The following is a 16664-nucleotide window of genomic DNA, read 5'->3' on the forward strand; positions in this document are numbered from 1 at the left end:
ATACAAAACGATATCGGGATTAATTTTAGCAAAAAATGAACAGGGAATCAATATGAAATATGCATGATTTTTGCTTTTTCCCCTAAAAACTTGTTATATATGTATAAAAAAAGAAATGGCGCGACACCATTTCTTTTTTCGGAAGCTTCTTTAAGATTCCTGCTTTGTCTTTGTATAAGCCTTATAACAGAACTCGATAATGTCCTTTCTCGTTACAATTCCGATAAAAATTCCCTTGTCGTCGATAACCGGCACAAAGTTCTGGTTCATGGCCTTTGACACCAGATCCTCCATGTTCGAATCAATGGAAATGGGATCACAGTGCATTCTCCGTCTGACGGTGCTCAGGGGCACCTCCTCCGCCTGCCTCAAATCCAGGGAAAACTTATTTTTCAGGGACCAGAGGAAATCGCCCTCCGTAATCGTCCCGATATACGCTCCCTGACGGTTGATGACCGGAATCGCCGTATAACCGCTGCGTTCCAGCTTTTCCAGGCCCTGACGCATGGAAAAATCCTCGTAGAGATAAGCTACCTCTGCCTTCGGTTTCAGAAAAAATAAGATATTCATAATGATAAAACCCCTTTCTCGGTTACAGAAGTGGCGAGAACACCCGGAGTACCGCGCAGAACAGGCGGCCGAAGAAGCCCTGTCTGGTATCGCTTAAGTGAATCTCCCTGCCCTTCGCCATGGTGTTCAGACTATCCTTCTTTACGTCTGCCACCACCGAATTGCGATAGAAGAAGGTACCGCATTCAAAATGCAGATACAGACTCCGGTAATCCATATTGATGGTGCCCACTACGGCAGCCTCGTCATCGCTGACAAAGGATTTTGCGTGAAGGAAGCCCGGCGTATATTCAAAAATACGCACGCCTGCCTTCAGAAGCACCGGATAATAGGAGCGGGTAAGCTGGAAGATGGTCTTCTTATCCGGAATGCCCGGCGTCATAATCCGCACGTCGACTCCCCGCTTGGCTGCCAGACACAGCGCAGTCTGCATCTCATGATCCACAATCAGATACGGCGTAAAGATATACACGTAATCCTTTGCCTGGTTCAGTATGTTCAGATATACATTTTCACCCAGCCGTTCGTCATCCAGGGGCGAATCGCTGTAGGGCTGGATAAAGCCCTCGCCTTCAAAGGCTTCCGGATGCCACACATGGGGCCGGAAGGGCTCATAGCTTTCATCTGTGTGACGGTAGGCATTCCACATACGCAGAAACATGACCGTATAATTCCAGACTGCCTCGCCCTTCAGCATAAAGCCCGTATCCTTCCAGTGACCAAAGCGCTCTTTTTCATTGATATACTCGTCTGCCAGATTAATCCCGCCGCTGAAGGCCGTATGTCCGTCAATCACCGCAATTTTCCGGTGATCCCGGTTATTCATCACCAGGGACCATAAGGGGATAAAGGGATTGAAGGCAAAGCTCTTAATGCCCTTTGACTCCAGAATCCTGCTGTAGGCAGGCGGAAGCAGCGATACACAGCCCAGATCATCATAGACAAAGCGCACGTCCACGCCGGCCGCAGCCTTCTCCTCCAGAACCTCCAGAATGCTGTCCCACATCTTTCCTTCCCCTACGATGAAGAATTCCATGAAAATAAAGTGTTCCGCTTTTTTCAGTTCCGCAAGAAAAGACGCATAATACTCTTCTCCTATCTTATAATAAGTAGCCAACGTATGATCCCAGACCGGATAACCGCCAGTCTTCATCAGATAGTAAGCAGAGCCGCGCACTCTTCTGTCCATTTTTCCCAGTTTATCAAGCACCGCTTCTCCCTGCACAAGCTCTTTCTCCGTCCGGCTGCGCTCCGCATCCAGCCTTCTGCGCATCCCCTTAGACGGGCGCTTATGGCCGACCATCATATAGAACAGACCGCCCAGAAGCGGAAATACCAGAACCAGGATAATCCAGGCTATCTTGTAGGCCGGATTGTCCTCTGTGTTAATAATCCACAGCACTGCCAGAACGCTTAAGACCAGCAGGACCATTGATAAAACGTTGGAATAATTGACGAGCTTCGTAAACAGAAGCAGAAACCAGCCAAGCTGTATGGCCAGCAGTACGCCGAACACTACCAGACGGTTCAGCACCTTTTCCAGGATTTTTTTCATGATGACTCCCCTCTTTCGTATGTATCAATCTATGGTAACATATTTTCCGACAGTTTCCAACCGGCGGGAACCTGATTTCACAAAAATTTAAGGACTGTAAATTTCTGTTTACAGTCCTTCGCCTTCCAAAGACGTTTGTTAAATCTGTTATTTAAAGCACAAAGTATTTCACAATAAAAGCGATAATTCCAAGGACAACAACTGTATCCACCAGCCAATTTCGCTTATCTTTGCAAAACAGGAGCCCCGCAAGGCCGAAAACGGTCATAAAGATACCGATTCCGGCGTCGAGCCAGACTCCTTTGGAGATGGAATGAAGCGTCCATAGTACAGACATAAAAATGTAAAGAATCGTGATAAAATTTCCGGTCCAGATTTCTTTTCCCTGCATAGAGCCTTCCTCCCTTAAATCTGAGTTCTCTTTCGGCACGTTTCTTTTTATGAAAACTTTTCCAGTACAAGGCGAATCGCATTCAATACAACATAGATGCCGAAACAGCTCAGGCTCTTTTTATAGCTTTTTATTTTTCTTCCTTTGAAGTAAAACACAACGCCTAACACAAAAAAGATACATACCGCAACCACCAAGATTCTGTTAAGAAGCACCGTAATTTCCATGTCGTTTTCCTCCCCATAATCAGGTAACAGATTGTCCATTTTGCTTCATTTCAATCTACTGCATTTACAATCTTATGATATATTGTCCTCCTTAAATTGTCAATTATTTCCGGATTTTTTCGGTTAATCAGCCTCTTCTTTCCTCTCCGGCCGGTAATCATAGGTCACGGCCTCGCCTTCTGCGACAGGCTTCGCGCCCAGGTACTCCTCCAGCGTCACGCCGCTTTCGTAGATCTCCTTTGCCGCTTCCAGGCCCACATACCGGAAATGCCAGGGTTCATAGATGATCCCTGTTATGTCCGTGCTCCCGTTGGGATAGCGCAGGATAAAGCCGTATTCCCAGCTATGCTCCTTCAGCCACTGAAAGCCCTTTGTCTGTTCCTGTTTTTCGTCCAGTCTCCGGTATTCTGAGGAAACCATATCGAGAGCCAGTCCCAGATGATGTTCGCTGGTGCCGGGCACCGCCACCACCTGCCCCGCTTTCGCTTTGGCGTCCTCCAGGGAGTATCCCTGCTTCACATAGGAATCCGTCTTTTTCTCAAACAGGGTAATCTGCTTTTCCAGATCCCGGTAGGAAGAGGTCACGTAAATGGTCACCCCGTCCTTCTTTGAGGCCTGAATCATGGCTCTGAAATCATCATAGGCCCGGGCGTCAATCTGATGTCCGCTGCCAATGCTTTTCAGCTCCACCTGATAATCCTCCGGAATCGGATGGGTCTTATTGACCAGAATCAGATTCCAGTCCTCCGGCAGATTTTCCTCCGTATTCTCCGTTCTTTCTTCATCATCTGTGTATTCTGTCACAAAATTCTTCGTATCTTCCGCTTCCAACACATCCGGAAGCGCTTCCTCCGACGTAGTCAGCACCGGTTTATCCAGGCTCTGGGCGTATACCTGGCCGATAAAAACACCCATGCCAAGCATGGTACACACCACTCCCGTGAAAATCCAGGCTCTTTTTTTCTGTCGTCCGGTCATAAGGTCTCCTTCGTTTTTTGTCGTCTTTTGTCCGTTCTTCAGTATAAAAGAAAAGAGCCTGATTTGCCAGACTCTTTTTCTGAAATCTTTCTTAAGATTTTCGAAAGCGCTTTCCTTACCATTCCTTCTTTTCCACAATCCGGATGGAAATATGGTAGGACACAATCAGCCCCACGATAGCCAGCGCTCCGAAGACTGCGCCTATGGACAGGAATCCCCGATCACCCAGTCCGGAAAGCCATGTTTTCATGTTATCTATACTGAACAGCAGCGCAAAGCCGGCAAATACAAGCAGGTAAGTCGCTACAAATAAAAATCGGGACTTTTCTACACCGAATTTATAGATGCAGGGCAATATGAAAACAATTGTCATCAGATAAATACAACTGATGGAACATGTGGACGCCAGAAGATCTCCGTATCCCATCTCTGCCTTTCCTCCCAGCACCGCAAGCATACCTGCGCCGACCAGAATCCCAAGCGTCACCATAACCGTGAAAAGGAGCAGCGAAAACAGGTATTTCGCCTGTACCAGTTTCTTTGGCGTCAGGGGAAGGGTCAGCGCGTACCGGTTAAAATGGGAGGCTTCATCGTAGGAGGCTGTCGTAATTAAAAGCATCAGCCCATATACCAGAAGCAGGCTGGAAAGTATGGTTGGATTGTCTGTAACCAGGCCCCAGATCACCAGGCACACCATGCAAATCAGATAGATCTTCCCCATCTGCCGCAGTGTATACAAGTCCTTCAAAATCAGTCCCTTCATCCCTCACACCTCTCATTTCCCGGCTCTCCCGCCGTATAAAGAAGAATATCCTCCAGGCTTGCCCGATCCATAACCAGATGCTCATCTGCCTCCAGCCCTTTCCGGCTTCGCACCAGCACCTCTGTATCGAACCGACCCCGGCGGACGCCCACCACAATGGCCGGATTCAGCTTCGCGGCCTCTTCGGCGCTGCACCGGATCAAGGCGTATTCCTCCAACAGCGTATCCCTGTCTTCATACAGAAGAATCTCCCCTTTATGAATCAACAAAATGTAATCCGCGATCTTCTCGATGTCACTGGTGATATGGGAGGACAGGAACACCGTATGCTGCTCGTCCATAACAAATTCCCGGAGCATATCAAGGATCTCCGCACGCACCACCGGATCGAGACCGCTAAGCGCCTCATCGAGAATCAGAAGCCGGGCCTGATGGGACATGGCCGCCGCGATGGAAAGCTTCATTTTCATGCCTCTGGAATATTCTTTGATCATCTGCTTCTCCGGGAGACCAAACCGCTCGCAGAGCTTTTCAAAGCGCTCCTCCTGCCAGCCTCTGTGAATGGCTTTCAGCATCCGGTTCACATCCCGCCGGTTCAGATAATCCGGGAAACAGTTCTCGTCAAAGACTACGCCAATCTGTTCTTTCAATGTCTCGTTCTTTGCGCCGTCCGGCTCGCCGAGCAGTGTAATTTCTCCGCCGTCCCGCTTTATCAAATCCAGGATCGCCTTTATCGTAGTGCTTTTTCCCGCGCCGTTCTCTCCGATAAAGCCGACGATACTGCCCTCCGGAATCTGAAAGCTCACATCTTTCAGCGCAAATCCCGGATACTGTTTTGTCAGGTTTCTTACTTCTATGGCACTGCCCATATCTACGCCTCCTCAAATAACAGCTTCAAAATGTCCACCAGCTCCGTCTCGTCCATGCCGCACTGTCTGGCCGCGTCCACCGCCGCCTGCAGGTGCCCTTCCACAGCCCGCAGCCGTTCTTCCCGGACAAACTCCTGATCTGCTTCCCTTATAAAGCTCCCCTTGCCCACCACCGTGGTGATAAAGCCTTCCCGCTCCAGCTCCTCGTAAGCCCGCTTGGTGGTAATCACACTGATCCGAAGCTCCTTTGCCAGAAGCCGCATGGAAGGCAGCGCCTCTCCCGGCTTCAGGGAGCCATTCATAATCTGCCCCTTAATCTGGGCTGTGATCTGCTCATAGATGGGCTTGCCGCCGGAATTGCTGATAATGATATCCATAGACCCTTCCTCTTGCTCTTTTTCTGTGTGTTTTTGTTTATATAATGTATATATCATATATATACATTATAGTCAATCATTTTTTGCATTTAATTTTGCCGTAAAAAGCGCCTGCCTCCGGTTTCCCGAAAGCAGACGCCTGTAAGCTCTGTCTGTTTTATTTCATTTTAATAATATCTCCTGACCGAAAGAATACTCCGGTAGGTGGCAGAGCTGATCTTGATACCCGTTTTGGCTGTGCTGGCATGGACGATACGTCCTCCGCCAATATAGATTCCCACATGGCCGCCATAATAGATGATATCTCCCGCCTGGGCGTCCGCATAGCTGACAGACTTGCCGGAATGTCCCTGGGCGTCAGACTGCCGGGGAATGGAAATGCCAAAATTCTGGTACACTGCCCAGGTAAAACCGGAGCAGTCCGCGCCGTTGGTCAGACTGGTGCCGCCGGACACATAGGGATTGCCCACAAACTTTAAGGCATAGCTGGCGATAGACGCGCCGGAACCTCCGCCGGACACAGTGGCTGAGGATCCGCTGCCGGAGCTGTTGCCGGAACTGCTGCTTGCGGAACCGGACGAAATGGTTCCTGTAGTTGTCTTTTTATCATTCTTGGCCGCTGCAGCAGCTGCCTCCTGTTCTTTTTTCTTCCGCTCCGCTTCCAGCTTCTTCAGCTGGCTCTGCTGCTCCTGCAGTTGCTTCTTATATGTGGCTGCCTGGGATTTGGCGGCCGCCAGCTGACTGTCATAATCGGCCTGCTCTGCCTTCTTCTGCGACAAAGCGGCCTCCGTAGCGCTCTTCTGATCCTCGTACTCCGCCTGCAGATCCTCCATGTCGGCCTTTTCCTGCTCCAGCTCCTCCAGCAGATCCGCTACCTCCTGCTTGGTCTCCTGGTATTCCAGAAACATCTCCCGGTCCTTGGTCTGAATCTCCTGGGCAAAATCTGCCCGGTTCAGGAAATCCGAGAAATTCTCCGCCTGCAGGAACAGAGAGAGATAATCCATATCGCCCTCCTCGTATATGTACTGAATCCGGAGCTTCATGGCCTCATACTGCTCTTCTTCTTTCTTCTTGGCCGCCTCGTAATCTGCCTGAGCCTGCTCCACCTCTTCCGCCTTCGCCTCGATATCGCTTTCCAGAAGCTCCATGTTCAGCACCAGCGTCGTCAGTTCGGAATTCAGGGAATTCACCTGGCTCAGTACGCTGTTCCGCTGGCTCTCGATGGACTTCATCCGGGAATTGATCTCATTTAACTGCTTCTGTGTGGCCTGCTGCTGTTTTTTGATCTCCGACTCTGTGGTCGCCGACGCGGTAATGGAGAAGCTCATGACTCCCACCAGCACCAGCGCCGCAATTTTCTTACCTGTATATCTGAATTTTTTCATCCAAATGCTCTCCGTATTCTTATGGTTTTCCCTGCTCATAGATGTCTTAATTATAGCTGTTTTTCAGCCCTATTTCAAGCAATAATGGACAATTTCAGTTTCCTTTTTCTGGGAAATTCCTATCTGCGTATTTTTATCCCTGCAGCACTTTTTTCAAAAGCTCCAGTCTGTGGCAGAACATCTCATAGTACTGCGGCAATGCTGCGAAGCAGGCCCGTTCCACTTCTTTTTTCTGGCACAGGCCGACGCGTCTGACCGCCTCAACAGCCGCCTCCTTCTGCGTCTTGTGCTCCCGGTGAAACAGCGTCTGACAATTTGCTCCCTCTTCCGTATCATAGGCATAAAACGCCCGGTTAAAATCCATCAGCTTATGCAGACCCACCGGCTTATTGGTTTTATTTTTTACCAGCACGCCCCAGTTTCCCCAATGCCGATCCGTATTGCCCGTCAGATAATCCAGAATATTCATCATGTAATAGCTGTGGCGATCCAGTCCCAGCACATATTTTTTTGTATCCCGTCCATGATTGGCCGAATAGATTTCAAAAGCCTCCATAGAAACAATGGAATATTCCTTGGAGGTAATATTATCACTGGCCGTCACCATTACTCCGTCAAAATAGTCCTTTTCATAAAGCACCTGATTTGCGTCAAAGCAGCGACAGATTTGACTAGCCAGAAGCTCCCGTTCCACTGCTTCCTCTCCGCCGTCTTTCAGTAATCGGAAACCGCCCTCCACTCTCTGCCAGGCCTTGGGAAAGCAGCCGTTGGTGGCCAGATCCTGCGCCAGCTGTTCATGATTTACCGTATATTGTTTTCCCCGCAAGGCGATATCCATAAAGGTGTTGGAAAGGTGGTTATCGTAGAGATTCACCTGTGCAAAGGTGACCTGTTCTTTCTGATTGCGGACCCAGAATACATCCGTCAGGGACACACAGCGATAGGACAGGGCAATCCGGGCACGTTCCCGATCCGTAACGGCCTGCTGCATTCCGATGCTGTTCAGAATCTCCTTTGCGTACTGCCTGTCCAGCGTCAGGACGCGGGTGGAGCACCAATAATAAAAATTCGTCACATTATTGACCAGTGTATCAATATCCGTCTCTTCTTCCAGATACAGATTGTAGGGCAGAAAAGAGCGGTAATAGATTTTACACCGCCCGGAAGTATCGATTCTCGCTACCCGTCTGTCCATATGCATAATTTCATAGATTTCTACGCCCATCGGTTCTCTCTCCCTTTTCTTCATTCCTTATTATATACCAGATTTCCGGCGCTTTTCCACTGTTTTTTACATATGAATCAGTAAATACATATTCTCATATCATCATATTTTCAAATATTATTCTTGTCACCTTTTTTTTCTTATGTTAAAATAAATACAGTTTTATCAAATATTTCCAAAAGGAGGGATTGTTTTTGAGCAGTGAACTGACGCCCGCCGATGACGAGGTGTATTATCTTTCTGAATTTTTTAAGGTGTTCGCGGATTCTACGCGGATTAAGATTCTGTTTGTTCTCCGGGAAGGGGAAAAATGTGTCAACGATATCGCTACGGGGCTGGAGATGTCCCAGAGCTCTATCTCCCACCAGCTGCGGGTGTTAAAGCAGAATCGGCTGGTAAAATTCCGCCGGGACGGCAAAACCATCTACTATTCTCTGGCTGACGACCATGTGGTCAACATTCTGTGTCAGGGACTGGAACACATCGAAGAATAAAGGCCGGATTTTATTCCGGCCGAAATTCCTTCTGTATTGTTCCATCTAAATCTTTCCAGGTAAAGGTACCATCCTCCAGAAGCATATAGCCATGCCAGCTGTCCTCCTTCGGGATCGACACGGAGCCGGGATTCAGATAGACGTAATCCTCCGTCTCCCTGCATACGGGCACATGGGTATGTCCGTGAAGCAGAATGTCGCCCTTATGAAGCTGCGGCAGGTTCTTCTCGTGAAACACATGGCCGTGGGTGGCGAAAATCATCCGGTTATCCAGATACAGGATACAATAATCTGCCAGAATCGGGAATTCCAGCACCATCTGATCCACCTCAGTGTCGCAGTTTCCGCGCACACAGAGAAGGTCCTGCTTTCTGGGGTTCAGCATGGCAATCACCTGCTTGGGCGCGTAATCCTTCGGCAGATCGTTGCGGGGACCGTGGTACAGGATATCGCCCAGCAGCAACATTTTATCCGCCTTCTCCTCATCGTAGGCTTTCAGAAGCTTTTCACAGTAATAAGCGGAACCGTGAATATCTGACGCTATCATCAGTTTCATTTTTCATTCTCCTTTGTTATCCATTATTTTTTATGCTGCCGTACAAACCGAATCATGCTCATGGCAGCTTTTGCGCCCTCGCCTACTGCCTTGGAAATCTGCAAAAGGCCTCCGGTGCAGTCTCCAGCCGCGTAAAGACCGGGTACGTTGGTGGCCATTTCTTCGTCCACCTTGATGCTCCGACCTTCGGTCATGGCACCGATTTTCCGGGCCAGGTCCGCAGCGCCGGCGCTTCCGAGCGCCACGAAAATACCGTCCAGGGCAAGGCTTTCCCCGTCCTCAAAGGTGACGCCCTCCACCTGCTCTTCTCCGTTTACAGCCGTAAGTTTCTTCTCATAAACCGCTACACCCTCCGGCACGTCTGTATGCAGAGGCTTTCCATTGGTCAGAAGCACCGCCTCTCCCACCACCGGAAGAAGCTGGCCCAGCTCATGGGCGGCATAGTCCTCATTTCCCAGAACGCCCACCTTCCGTCCCCGGTAAAAGAAAGCGTCGCAGACAGCGCAGTAGCTGATGCCGCGGCCCTCCAGCTTCGAAAGGCCCGGAACATCGGCTGTCTTCCGGGAGGTTCCCGTAGCCAGCAGCACGGCCTTCGCTTCATAGGTTTCCTTCCGGCCTTCCAGCCGGAAGCTTCCGTTCCAGCTGATATGGAAGATCTCGTCCTCTGTAAGCTCTGCTCCCAGCGTTTTCGCCTGCCTCTTGGTATTCTCCACCAGCTCGCAGCCGGATACCGGCTCTGCCATGCCGAAATAATTTTCGATTTTATCCGCCTTGGTCAGGGCGCCGTTGTCCTTGCCGATCACCAGGGTCTGAAGCTTCGCCCGGCTGGTGTAAAGGGCCGCCGACAATCCGGCCGGCCCGTTTCCCACTATAATTACATCGTATACCATCTTATACTCCTAACAGCTGCTTCACGGTATCCTTGGACTGCAGACCCACCAGGGTGGCGGCTGCCTGTCCGTCCCGGAAAAGCATCAGGGTCGGAATGCTCATGACCCGGAACTTCTGGGCCAGGCCCATGTTCTCGTCCACATTCAGCTTTCCAAACTTTACGCCCTGTACCTCTTCCGCCAGCTCGTCGATAATAGGTCCCTGCATCTGACAGGGTCCGCACCATACAGCCCAGAAATCCACCAGTACGGGAACGTCGGACTTCAATACCTCAGCCTCAAAGTTTGCTTCTGTAATCTCTATCACTGCCATTATATCTGCCTCCTGTTATACGAATTTTTCTTACCGCTTTACTCTATCACATTTCCATTGAAAATGCTACCTTCTGTTCTCAAAGCTTCCCCGTTTTTGTTCTTTTATTCATTTTTTATCCATTATGAATGTGCTTGACATTTGGATGCCTCTATGGTATTTTGTGTTTAGATAGTTAGATAATCGTCTAATTATCTAACTGTCGGTTTTGGATTGCTTTGAAAGGAGGAACTATGTTAAATGACGCATTTAAGGCTCTGTCGGATCCCACCCGACGGCGGATTCTGGAGCTGCTGACCGAGGGAGATCTGACTGCCGGGGAAATCGCCGGCTGCTTCGATATCTCCAAGCCTTCCGTCAGCCATCACCTGAATGTCCTGAAGTCCTCAGGCCTGGTGCTGGACGAGCGCAGGGGCCAGAACATCGTCTACAGCCTGAATATGACCGTTTTTCAGGAACTTATGAAATGGTTTTTTGACTTTTCCAAAGGAGGAAATAAATAATGAAATTAACGAAAAAGGATTCTTTTTTTATCGGACTTTCCGTAGTCTCTCTGCTGGCCCACGCCTGCCTGCTGCCGGAGATGCCGGATATCGTGCCTACCCACTGGGGCTTTGACGGGACGGTCAACGGCTATTCTAACAAATACGTGACCCTGTTTCTTGCGGCGCTGCCCTGTATCCTGTTCTTTTTCATGAAGCTGCTGCCCTGTATCGATCCGAGAAAGAAAAGCTACACGCTCCATAAGAAGGCCTATGATATTTTTATTTACACCATGACCCTGTTTCTGATCTGCCTTACCTGGGCTACCGACGCTGTCATTTTCGGCCTTCCGGTGCGGATCGAGCAGGTGGTTCCCGTGGCCGTGGGAATTCTCTTTCTGGCCATCGGCAACTATATGCCGCAGCTTCGCACCAATTACACCATGGGAATCAAGACGCCCTGGACCCTGGAAAATGAATATGTCTGGAAGAAAACCCACGCCATGGGCGGCGTTCTCTTCTGTATCATGGGAATTCTCCTGATCCTGTCCGGCATCTTCCCCTCCAGACTTATGACCGTGCTGGCCTTTGGCTTCATTCTTGCAGGCACCCTCTGGCTCTACGTATATTCCTGGCTGGTATACCGGAAGCAATCCGGCTCATAATCCGTTTCTTCAATATCTTCAATAAGGGGCGTGCGCGGAGCGGAATTTTTTCGTCCCGGGCACGCCCCTGTAACTGTTTCAAAGCCTTATCTGGTTCTGGCCATTGCCTCCTGATAATCCTTCGTATCCACGAATATCTCTTCCTTCCACGGATTCTTCTTCTGTACCTTCGCCTGCTTCAGGATATAAGCGAAGCTAAATACGTTGACTGCAAACGCAATCACAGAAATCAGTCCCTGCGCCGTAGGATTCGCGGTAACCGGCATGGTGCTTCCCATTGCCGCGGCTATGCCGCCCTCGCCGTAGACGGAGGTCACCGTAGTGAAACGGCTGGCGTCCTGGAACAGCGGAAATACCTGCGCGAACATACACCACAGTGCCAGGGTATTGGCACGGTTCTGGATCCAGCCGCCCTTATTCCAGAGAGCCGCTGCAAAGGTGGGCGCCAGAAGCAGCGCCAGACCGCAGTACCAGGAATGGGTCGGCAGATTCAGATAGGTATACTGGAAATCTTTTTCTTATAGCTCGTGAATTATTCCACTTCTATTTCCTTAATGTTGAACTCATTTCCGTGCAGAAGATAGGTCTGCCCGCTGCCGCAAAAGGGGCAGGTTTTCCCATGCTCCACCGTGGGATAGGTTTTCTTGCAATCCTCACAGTAGGTAACTGCGGGAAGCGTCTCAACAATAAGTTCTGCTTTGTGAACCTCACATGACTAAAGTCACGTGCTTCTCAGCCGCCTTAAGCGGCAAGACTTCATATCGGCGGATACGCCTGCGACTTAGAATCGGCGCGGTTACGCACTTTTTCTGGCCGGATACGGTCAGTTTCCACATCTCAGGTAGTCCACTGTATATCTGCCTGTATCTATGCTGCCTTCTGGCTCGCCAGTTCTGCACTAAGCAGCCGTAAGTCTGCATAGACGCATGAGGTTCTACGCTTTACCGAAGGAACTTTTGCCTCCAGCAAAGACCTTTCCGTTTCCGAAAAGGGTTTGAGTAATTCCCGTATAAAATATCTTGCTCCGATATTATAAGCTGCAGACAGATCACAGTTATACTGTTTTCCTGTCGGGAAGGTACAAAGGCTGTGATTCTCCGGATTTCGAACTACCGGACCGCTTCCATCATATGCCAGCCTGCTGGTGTTTCGGGCGCTGATCCTGGATACGTGGATTCCTTGCCGGTGCGCCTGATGCTCGCACTGCTTCTGGATATCCCGTTTTCTCCACAAATGCAACCTCTGCTTTTTATTTCCGCTGATCTTGCCCTGCATTTCCAGATACTCAAAAACGATAACATCTGCGTGATTTTCCGCAGCGTAGGCTGTAATGGCCGCCGCTGTCTTCCGGGCCAGCTCCATATTCAGCCGCTTTGCGTAAGCCCAGCGGCTCTGTGTCTGTCCGGAGCCATGCTTTCTCTGAAATTTGCGGATTCTGCCCAATGCATGATGCAGCCGGTCTTTATCACTGGGGAAGTCGATAAACTTCCGTCCCAGGACAGTTCCGTCTGCCTGCATGATGGTGCAGGCCGCGTCCGTGTTGATTCCCAGATCCACACTGCAAATGGTCTGTTCTTTGATATCTGTTTTGGTAAGGCTTACTTCTTCCGTATAAGAAAAGCGCAGAAAGTACTTGTGATGTCGTTTTTCCAGAGTAGGAGCAGAGGCCTTTTCCCTAACCCAGTTTTTTCGCAGATATTCCATATCCGTATGGAGCAGCTTTACCCGGAACCATTTCCAGTCGTGGCCGTCATACAGCTTCAGATACGCCGCATCCTCCTGCGGTTCTGCCTCCCGGTACATGACGTCACGGTAAAATACCGGCATGGCATGATTTTCCGAAACCAGCTTCGGTTTTCCCGTAAGGAGTCCATTTTCCCATAAATCAAGTCTTGTTTCATAGGAAGCGACGCTTCCAAGCGCATGCTGTATCGCTGCCCTTCTCAGGTAAGATGGCATCTTCGGAAAATGCAGGTCGAAATCATACCTTGCATGGTTCTTTTTCGTCTCATGCACCAGATGTTCCGCTGCATTAAACCGCTTCTTTGCGTTATCAATCTGGGAAAGTCCTTCCCAGCTTTCCGCGTACACCTGAATCAGATAACTGACTGCAGAGCGGTAAATCCGCAGCGTATGGCGGATGGGAATATTCTGTTTTTTGATTTCCACGCCATAACTGGATGTGAGCCGCATGATAAAACCTCATTTTCTAGTTTCTTCGCTTTTCTTTTTCTTTCTGCCCCTCAATGTATGCCAGGACCTGTTCCCTGCTCCGATCACTGACTGTCACCGCGCAATAAGATGGATTCCACAAATGCCCGCCCCACAACTTCTGCTTTAATTCCGGATGTACAAGAAACATTTGTCTTGCCAGATTTCCTTTCATGATTTTTATCATATCAGAAATAAAAAACTGTGGTTTACAATCCACCAGCAAATGGATATGATCCGGCATAACCTCCATGGCCAGAATCTGAAAGCGGTATTCCTCCGCCAGCTTTTGCAGCATTTCCTTGCATTCTGTATCAAGGCCATCTGTCAACACCTTTTTCCGGTATTTTGTACACCAGACGAGATGATATTGCAAAGAGTACACATAACCTCGACCATATGAAAGAATGTTTTCTCTGATAGTAAATATATCTTTTCCCATATTTATATCTTACCATATGTAGCACAGAAAGTAAACATCAGTTCTGCTTTTTGGTCAAAATGGAGATAGGACTCAATCACCGTAGAGACCTCCCCCAGCTCCAGAACCACCTTCCGGACCCTTTCCAAATCATTTTCCTGGGCTACCTTCTCCAGCTGATCCATGATGTGAAACGTCACGCCTAATTCATGCATGCCTGCATTCTCCGATCCTTATTTCTTCTTTGCGAATTTTACCTTTACCGACTGCTTTACCATATTCGGAAGAATGTATTTCAGCTTGTCCTCAGAAGCGCGCATAACCGACGCTCCCGGAAGCTCTCTGTGCAGATGGATCGCGTCGAAGACGCACCGGGTCGTACAGATTCCGCAGCCGATACATTGATTCGGATCTACCACAGAGGCTCCGCAGGACAGGCGGCGGGAGGTTTCCACCTTTACCTGTTCCTCGGTCAGACTGTGGGACAGATCCCGGAAGGTTGCCGCCTGGGCTTTCTCATCCGCTTTTTCCGGAACCTAGCGCTTGGAGGTATCATAGCTGTCGATGGAGATATTCTCCTTGTCCAGCTCCACAAAATCACGGCGGTTTCTTCCGATGGTCAGCGTACAGTTTTCGTGTACATACCGATGCAGGGAAATCGCTCCCTCCCGGCCTGCCGCAATCGCGTCAATGGCAAACTTCGGTCCGGTATACACGTCTCCTCCCACGAAGATATCCGGCTCTGAGGTCTGATAGGTCAGTCTGTTGGCCAGGGCTCCTCCATTGGGCCGTCTCTTCAGATCCAGATTGTCCAGCATATTGCCCCAGTCAATAGCCTGTCCCACAGAGAAGAGCACATGCTTACAGGGAACCGTAATGGTCTCTTCCTCGTCATATTCCGGTGAAAATCTGCCCTGCTCATCCAGAACCCGGGTGCACTTCTTGAACACTACCGCCGTTGCTTTTCCATTTTCTTCCAGCACTTCCCTGGGACCCCAGCCGCAATTTAACTGAATTCCTTCTTCCAGCGCCAGATAGTATGCGCAGGAGAGTCCTGCGGGACCCGCTCCGATTACCGCGATTTTTTCCTCAAATCCGCCCTTCAGGGAGGGAACGGTCTTTTTCGGAATGTATCTTGTCTCCGTCTTCAGATCCCGCTCTGCCAGGAAGCGTTTTACTTCATCGATTGCTACCGCCTCGTCGATGGTTCCTCTGGTACAGGCGTCCTCACATCTTCGGTTGCAGACATGGCCGCAGACAGCCGGAAGCGGATTATCCTTTTTGATCAGCACCAGAGCCTCCTCATAGCGGCCTTCCTTTGCCAGCTTTAGATAGCCCTGCACCGCGACATGGGCCGGACAGACCTCCACACACTTGCCGCAGGCTACGCAGTTGGCCTTTTCTACCTTCGCCACATAAGCGGAGCGGGACATATTCGGCGTGTTGAACAGCTGGGAGGTGCGCAGCGCGTAGCAGACATTTACATTGCAGTTGCAGATGGCAAAAATCTTGTCCGCGCCGTCAATGTTGGTAATCTGGTGTACGAAGCCGTTATCCTCCGCCGCCTTTAAAATCTCCAGCGCTTCCTCGCGGGTAATATAGCGTCCATCCTTCTGGGTTTCCACCACATAATCCGCCATATCGTCCACTGCGATACACCAGCCCTCCGGATCGTCCGCGCAACCCTCTCCGTGAGTAAGGCGGGATATGTGCTCAAAGAAAGTTCCCATCTCCGGATTGGATTCCAGGAGCCCTGCGTTCATGTTGAAAATTTCCGAGCAGCCGGGCACGTACATGGGAAGCACATACTGTTTTTCGTGTTTCTCATTTTCCCAGTTGTATTCCAGAAGGCCTTTTCGGGACATTTCCTCCAGCATAGCTTCGCAGGCCTTCTCCTCCATACCGGAAAGCTTCACGATCTGCGCCAGCGTCTTGGACTTTCTTACGCCCAGCTTCAGGGCCAGCTCTGCCTCTTCATCGGTCAGAACCCCGGCCAGCCCCCAGTATTCCGGATCGTTTCGGGTAATCTTCTTAAGACCCAGCTTCTGCGGAATCCGGTCGGTAATCTTCTTTCCCAGCTTCGCAATGGGCTCCCGGAACGCCTCGTCCGGATCCGGGGTAAATTCCGGATAGACATACTCCGGATACAGCTCTTTGTCCAATTCTTTCTTCATCTTCTTTCTTCTCCCTCGTTTATCTTTTTTATCACGCGTTTCCGGTCTTCCATTCCCGCACCTGTCCGATCGGCTCCCGATCAATCCGGAAACATAGACAAAAAAAGTGAGAGATGAT

19 protein-coding genes and 3 pseudogenes are annotated in these 16664 nt (G+C 49.9%); 3 read left to right on the forward strand and 19 right to left on the reverse strand.

The genetic code is table 11. The features are described from left to right. Positions 1–150 precede the first annotated feature (150 nt). From ACTNCH_RS07370 to ACTNCH_RS07415, 10 genes are all read right to left on the reverse strand, one after another. Positions 151–570: a CBS domain-containing protein gene (locus ACTNCH_RS07370; RefSeq protein WP_441017437.1), complete on the reverse strand. Its 420-nt coding sequence runs from the start codon at positions 568–570 to the stop codon at positions 151–153. Positions 571–592: 22 nt separating this feature from the next. Further along, positions 593–2125, reverse strand: coding sequence for a cardiolipin synthase (gene cls / locus ACTNCH_RS07375; protein ID WP_441017440.1), 1533 nt, complete (start codon positions 2123–2125; stop codon positions 593–595). Between the two features lie 151 nt (positions 2126–2276). Further along, positions 2277–2516: a hypothetical protein gene (locus ACTNCH_RS07380; protein WP_441017443.1), complete on the reverse strand. Its 240-nt coding sequence runs from the start codon at positions 2514–2516 to the stop codon at positions 2277–2279. A 47-nt stretch (positions 2517–2563) separates the two neighbouring features. Further along, a complete protein-coding gene (locus ACTNCH_RS07385) occupies positions 2564–2743 on the reverse strand; it encodes a hypothetical protein (protein WP_441017446.1) in 180 nt (59 codons plus the stop codon). A 123-nt stretch (positions 2744–2866) separates the two neighbouring features. Further along, the gene (locus ACTNCH_RS07390) at positions 2867–3721 is read right to left on the reverse strand and encodes a M15 family metallopeptidase (protein WP_441017449.1); all 855 of its coding nucleotides are present in this window, start codon (positions 3719–3721) and stop codon (positions 2867–2869) included. A 115-nt stretch (positions 3722–3836) separates the two neighbouring features. After that, on the reverse strand, positions 3837–4484 hold the full coding sequence (locus ACTNCH_RS07395; RefSeq protein ID WP_441017452.1) for an ABC-2 transporter permease: 648 nt from the start codon (positions 4482–4484) through the stop codon (positions 3837–3839). Then, entirely contained in the window at positions 4481–5353 is an 873-nt protein-coding gene (locus ACTNCH_RS07400; RefSeq protein ID WP_441017455.1) for an ABC transporter ATP-binding protein, read from the reverse strand. The genes ACTNCH_RS07395 and ACTNCH_RS07400 overlap by 4 nt, the downstream gene beginning before the upstream one ends. 2 nt (positions 5354–5355) lie before the next feature. Beyond that, a complete protein-coding gene (locus tag ACTNCH_RS07405) occupies positions 5356–5730 on the reverse strand; it encodes a GntR family transcriptional regulator (protein ID WP_441017458.1) in 375 nt (124 codons plus the stop codon). A 167-nt stretch (positions 5731–5897) separates the two neighbouring features. Then, positions 5898–7115 carry a C40 family peptidase gene (locus tag ACTNCH_RS07410; RefSeq protein ID WP_441017461.1) on the reverse strand — a complete coding sequence of 406 codons (1218 nt, stop codon included), beginning with the start codon at positions 7113–7115 and terminating at the stop codon, positions 5898–5900. 133 nt (positions 7116–7248) lie between these two features. Continuing rightward, positions 7249–8340 carry a hypothetical protein gene (locus ACTNCH_RS07415; RefSeq protein WP_441017464.1) on the reverse strand — a complete coding sequence of 364 codons (1092 nt, stop codon included), beginning with the start codon at positions 8338–8340 and terminating at the stop codon, positions 7249–7251. Between the two features lie 194 nt (positions 8341–8534). Between ACTNCH_RS07415 and ACTNCH_RS07420 the strand changes: the two genes are divergently transcribed. Next, positions 8535–8834 (forward strand): ArsR/SmtB family transcription factor, encoded by a 300-nt coding sequence (locus ACTNCH_RS07420; RefSeq protein WP_441017467.1) that lies wholly within the window; start codon positions 8535–8537, stop codon positions 8832–8834. A 10-nt stretch (positions 8835–8844) separates the two neighbouring features. Here the strand turns inward: ACTNCH_RS07420 and yfcE are convergent, their stop codons facing one another. The 3 genes from yfcE to trxA are packed head-to-tail and all read right to left on the reverse strand — an operon-like array spanning position 8845 to position 10593. Then, a complete protein-coding gene (yfcE, locus tag ACTNCH_RS07425; protein ID WP_441017470.1) occupies positions 8845–9390 on the reverse strand; it encodes a phosphodiesterase in 546 nt (181 codons plus the stop codon). A gap of 23 nt (positions 9391–9413) precedes the next feature. Next, entirely contained in the window at positions 9414–10280 is an 867-nt protein-coding gene (locus tag ACTNCH_RS07430) for an NAD(P)/FAD-dependent oxidoreductase (protein WP_441017473.1), read from the reverse strand. Position 10281: 1 nt separating this feature from the next. Continuing rightward, complete coding sequence (gene trxA, locus ACTNCH_RS07435; RefSeq protein ID WP_441017476.1) at positions 10282–10593, reverse strand: thioredoxin; 312 nt, start codon at positions 10591–10593, stop codon at positions 10282–10284. A 233-nt stretch (positions 10594–10826) separates the two neighbouring features. On the opposite strand from trxA, the gene ACTNCH_RS07440 reads away from it, so the two are divergent. Together ACTNCH_RS07440 and ACTNCH_RS07445 are read left to right on the forward strand one after the other, a co-directional pair. Further along, the gene (locus ACTNCH_RS07440; RefSeq protein ID WP_440321762.1) at positions 10827–11096 is read left to right on the forward strand and encodes an autorepressor SdpR family transcription factor; all 270 of its coding nucleotides are present in this window, start codon (positions 10827–10829) and stop codon (positions 11094–11096) included. Continuing rightward, the gene (locus tag ACTNCH_RS07445; protein WP_441017480.1) at positions 11096–11740 is read left to right on the forward strand and encodes an SdpI family protein; all 645 of its coding nucleotides are present in this window, start codon (positions 11096–11098) and stop codon (positions 11738–11740) included. The genes ACTNCH_RS07440 and ACTNCH_RS07445 overlap by 1 nt, the downstream gene beginning before the upstream one ends. Before the next feature lie 86 nt (positions 11741–11826). Here the strand turns inward: ACTNCH_RS07445 and ACTNCH_RS07450 are convergent. From ACTNCH_RS07450 to ACTNCH_RS07475, 6 genes and pseudogenes are all read right to left on the reverse strand, one after another. Then, positions 11827–12252 (reverse strand): annotated as a pseudogene (locus ACTNCH_RS07450) (DUF5692 family protein); the annotation flags it as partial. A 20-nt stretch (positions 12253–12272) separates the two neighbouring features. Next, positions 12273–12437: pseudogene (locus ACTNCH_RS07455) on the reverse strand (hydrogenase maturation nickel metallochaperone HypA); the annotation flags it as partial. A 170-nt stretch (positions 12438–12607) separates the two neighbouring features. After that, the gene (locus ACTNCH_RS07460; RefSeq protein ID WP_441017483.1) at positions 12608–13933 is read right to left on the reverse strand and encodes an IS200/IS605 family accessory protein TnpB-related protein; all 1326 of its coding nucleotides are present in this window, start codon (positions 13931–13933) and stop codon (positions 12608–12610) included. Positions 13934–13949: 16 nt separating this feature from the next. Beyond that, positions 13950–14393: an IS200/IS605 family transposase gene (gene tnpA, locus ACTNCH_RS07465; RefSeq protein WP_441017486.1), complete on the reverse strand. Its 444-nt coding sequence runs from the start codon at positions 14391–14393 to the stop codon at positions 13950–13952. Positions 14394–14395: 2 nt separating this feature from the next. Continuing rightward, complete coding sequence (locus tag ACTNCH_RS07470) at positions 14396–14587, reverse strand: hydrogenase/urease maturation nickel metallochaperone HypA (RefSeq protein ID WP_441017489.1); 192 nt, start codon at positions 14585–14587, stop codon at positions 14396–14398. Between the two features lie 18 nt (positions 14588–14605). Beyond that, positions 14606–16546 (reverse strand): annotated as a pseudogene (locus tag ACTNCH_RS07475) (hypothetical protein). Positions 16547–16664: the final 118 nt, after the last annotated feature.

Origin of the sequence: Candidatus Merdisoma sp. HCP28S3_D10, from assembly GCF_052065835.1 — a bacterium.
In the GTDB taxonomy this organism is placed as follows: Bacteria; Bacillota; Clostridia; order Lachnospirales; family Lachnospiraceae; genus Laedolimicola.

Bases quoted from the DNA above. Each gene is read 5' to 3' on its own strand.
- ACTNCH_RS07460 (WP_441017483.1), bottom strand. From the start codon at position 13,933: ATGCGGCTCACATCCAGTTATGGCGTGGAAATCAAAAAACAGAATATT.
- ACTNCH_RS07440 (WP_440321762.1), top strand. From the start codon at position 10,827: ATGTTAAATGACGCATTTAAGGCTCTGTCGGATCCCACCCGACGGCGG.
- yfcE (WP_441017470.1), bottom strand. From the start codon at position 9,390: ATGAAACTGATGATAGCGTCAGATATTCACGGTTCCGCTTATTACTGT.
- ACTNCH_RS07395 (WP_441017452.1), bottom strand. From the start codon at position 4,484: ATGAAGGGACTGATTTTGAAGGACTTGTATACACTGCGGCAGATGGGG.
- ACTNCH_RS07390 (WP_441017449.1), bottom strand. From the start codon at position 3,721: ATGACCGGACGACAGAAAAAAAGAGCCTGGATTTTCACGGGAGTGGTG.
- trxA (WP_441017476.1), bottom strand. From the start codon at position 10,593: ATGGCAGTGATAGAGATTACAGAAGCAAACTTTGAGGCTGAGGTATTG.
- ACTNCH_RS07370 (WP_441017437.1), bottom strand. From the start codon at position 570: ATGAATATCTTATTTTTTCTGAAACCGAAGGCAGAGGTAGCTTATCTC.
- ACTNCH_RS07380 (WP_441017443.1), bottom strand. From the start codon at position 2,516: ATGCAGGGAAAAGAAATCTGGACCGGAAATTTTATCACGATTCTTTAC.
- ACTNCH_RS07445 (WP_441017480.1), top strand. From the start codon at position 11,096: ATGAAATTAACGAAAAAGGATTCTTTTTTTATCGGACTTTCCGTAGTC.
- cls (WP_441017440.1), bottom strand. From the start codon at position 2,125: ATGAAAAAAATCCTGGAAAAGGTGCTGAACCGTCTGGTAGTGTTCGGC.
- ACTNCH_RS07470 (WP_441017489.1), bottom strand. From the start codon at position 14,587: ATGCATGAATTAGGCGTGACGTTTCACATCATGGATCAGCTGGAGAAG.
- ACTNCH_RS07410 (WP_441017461.1), bottom strand. From the start codon at position 7,115: ATGAAAAAATTCAGATATACAGGTAAGAAAATTGCGGCGCTGGTGCTG.
- ACTNCH_RS07400 (WP_441017455.1), bottom strand. From the start codon at position 5,353: ATGGGCAGTGCCATAGAAGTAAGAAACCTGACAAAACAGTATCCGGGA.
- ACTNCH_RS07385 (WP_441017446.1), bottom strand. From the start codon at position 2,743: ATGGAAATTACGGTGCTTCTTAACAGAATCTTGGTGGTTGCGGTATGT.
- ACTNCH_RS07415 (WP_441017464.1), bottom strand. From the start codon at position 8,340: ATGGGCGTAGAAATCTATGAAATTATGCATATGGACAGACGGGTAGCG.
- ACTNCH_RS07405 (WP_441017458.1), bottom strand. From the start codon at position 5,730: ATGGATATCATTATCAGCAATTCCGGCGGCAAGCCCATCTATGAGCAG.
- tnpA (WP_441017486.1), bottom strand. From the start codon at position 14,393: ATGGGAAAAGATATATTTACTATCAGAGAAAACATTCTTTCATATGGT.
- ACTNCH_RS07430 (WP_441017473.1), bottom strand. From the start codon at position 10,280: ATGGTATACGATGTAATTATAGTGGGAAACGGGCCGGCCGGATTGTCG.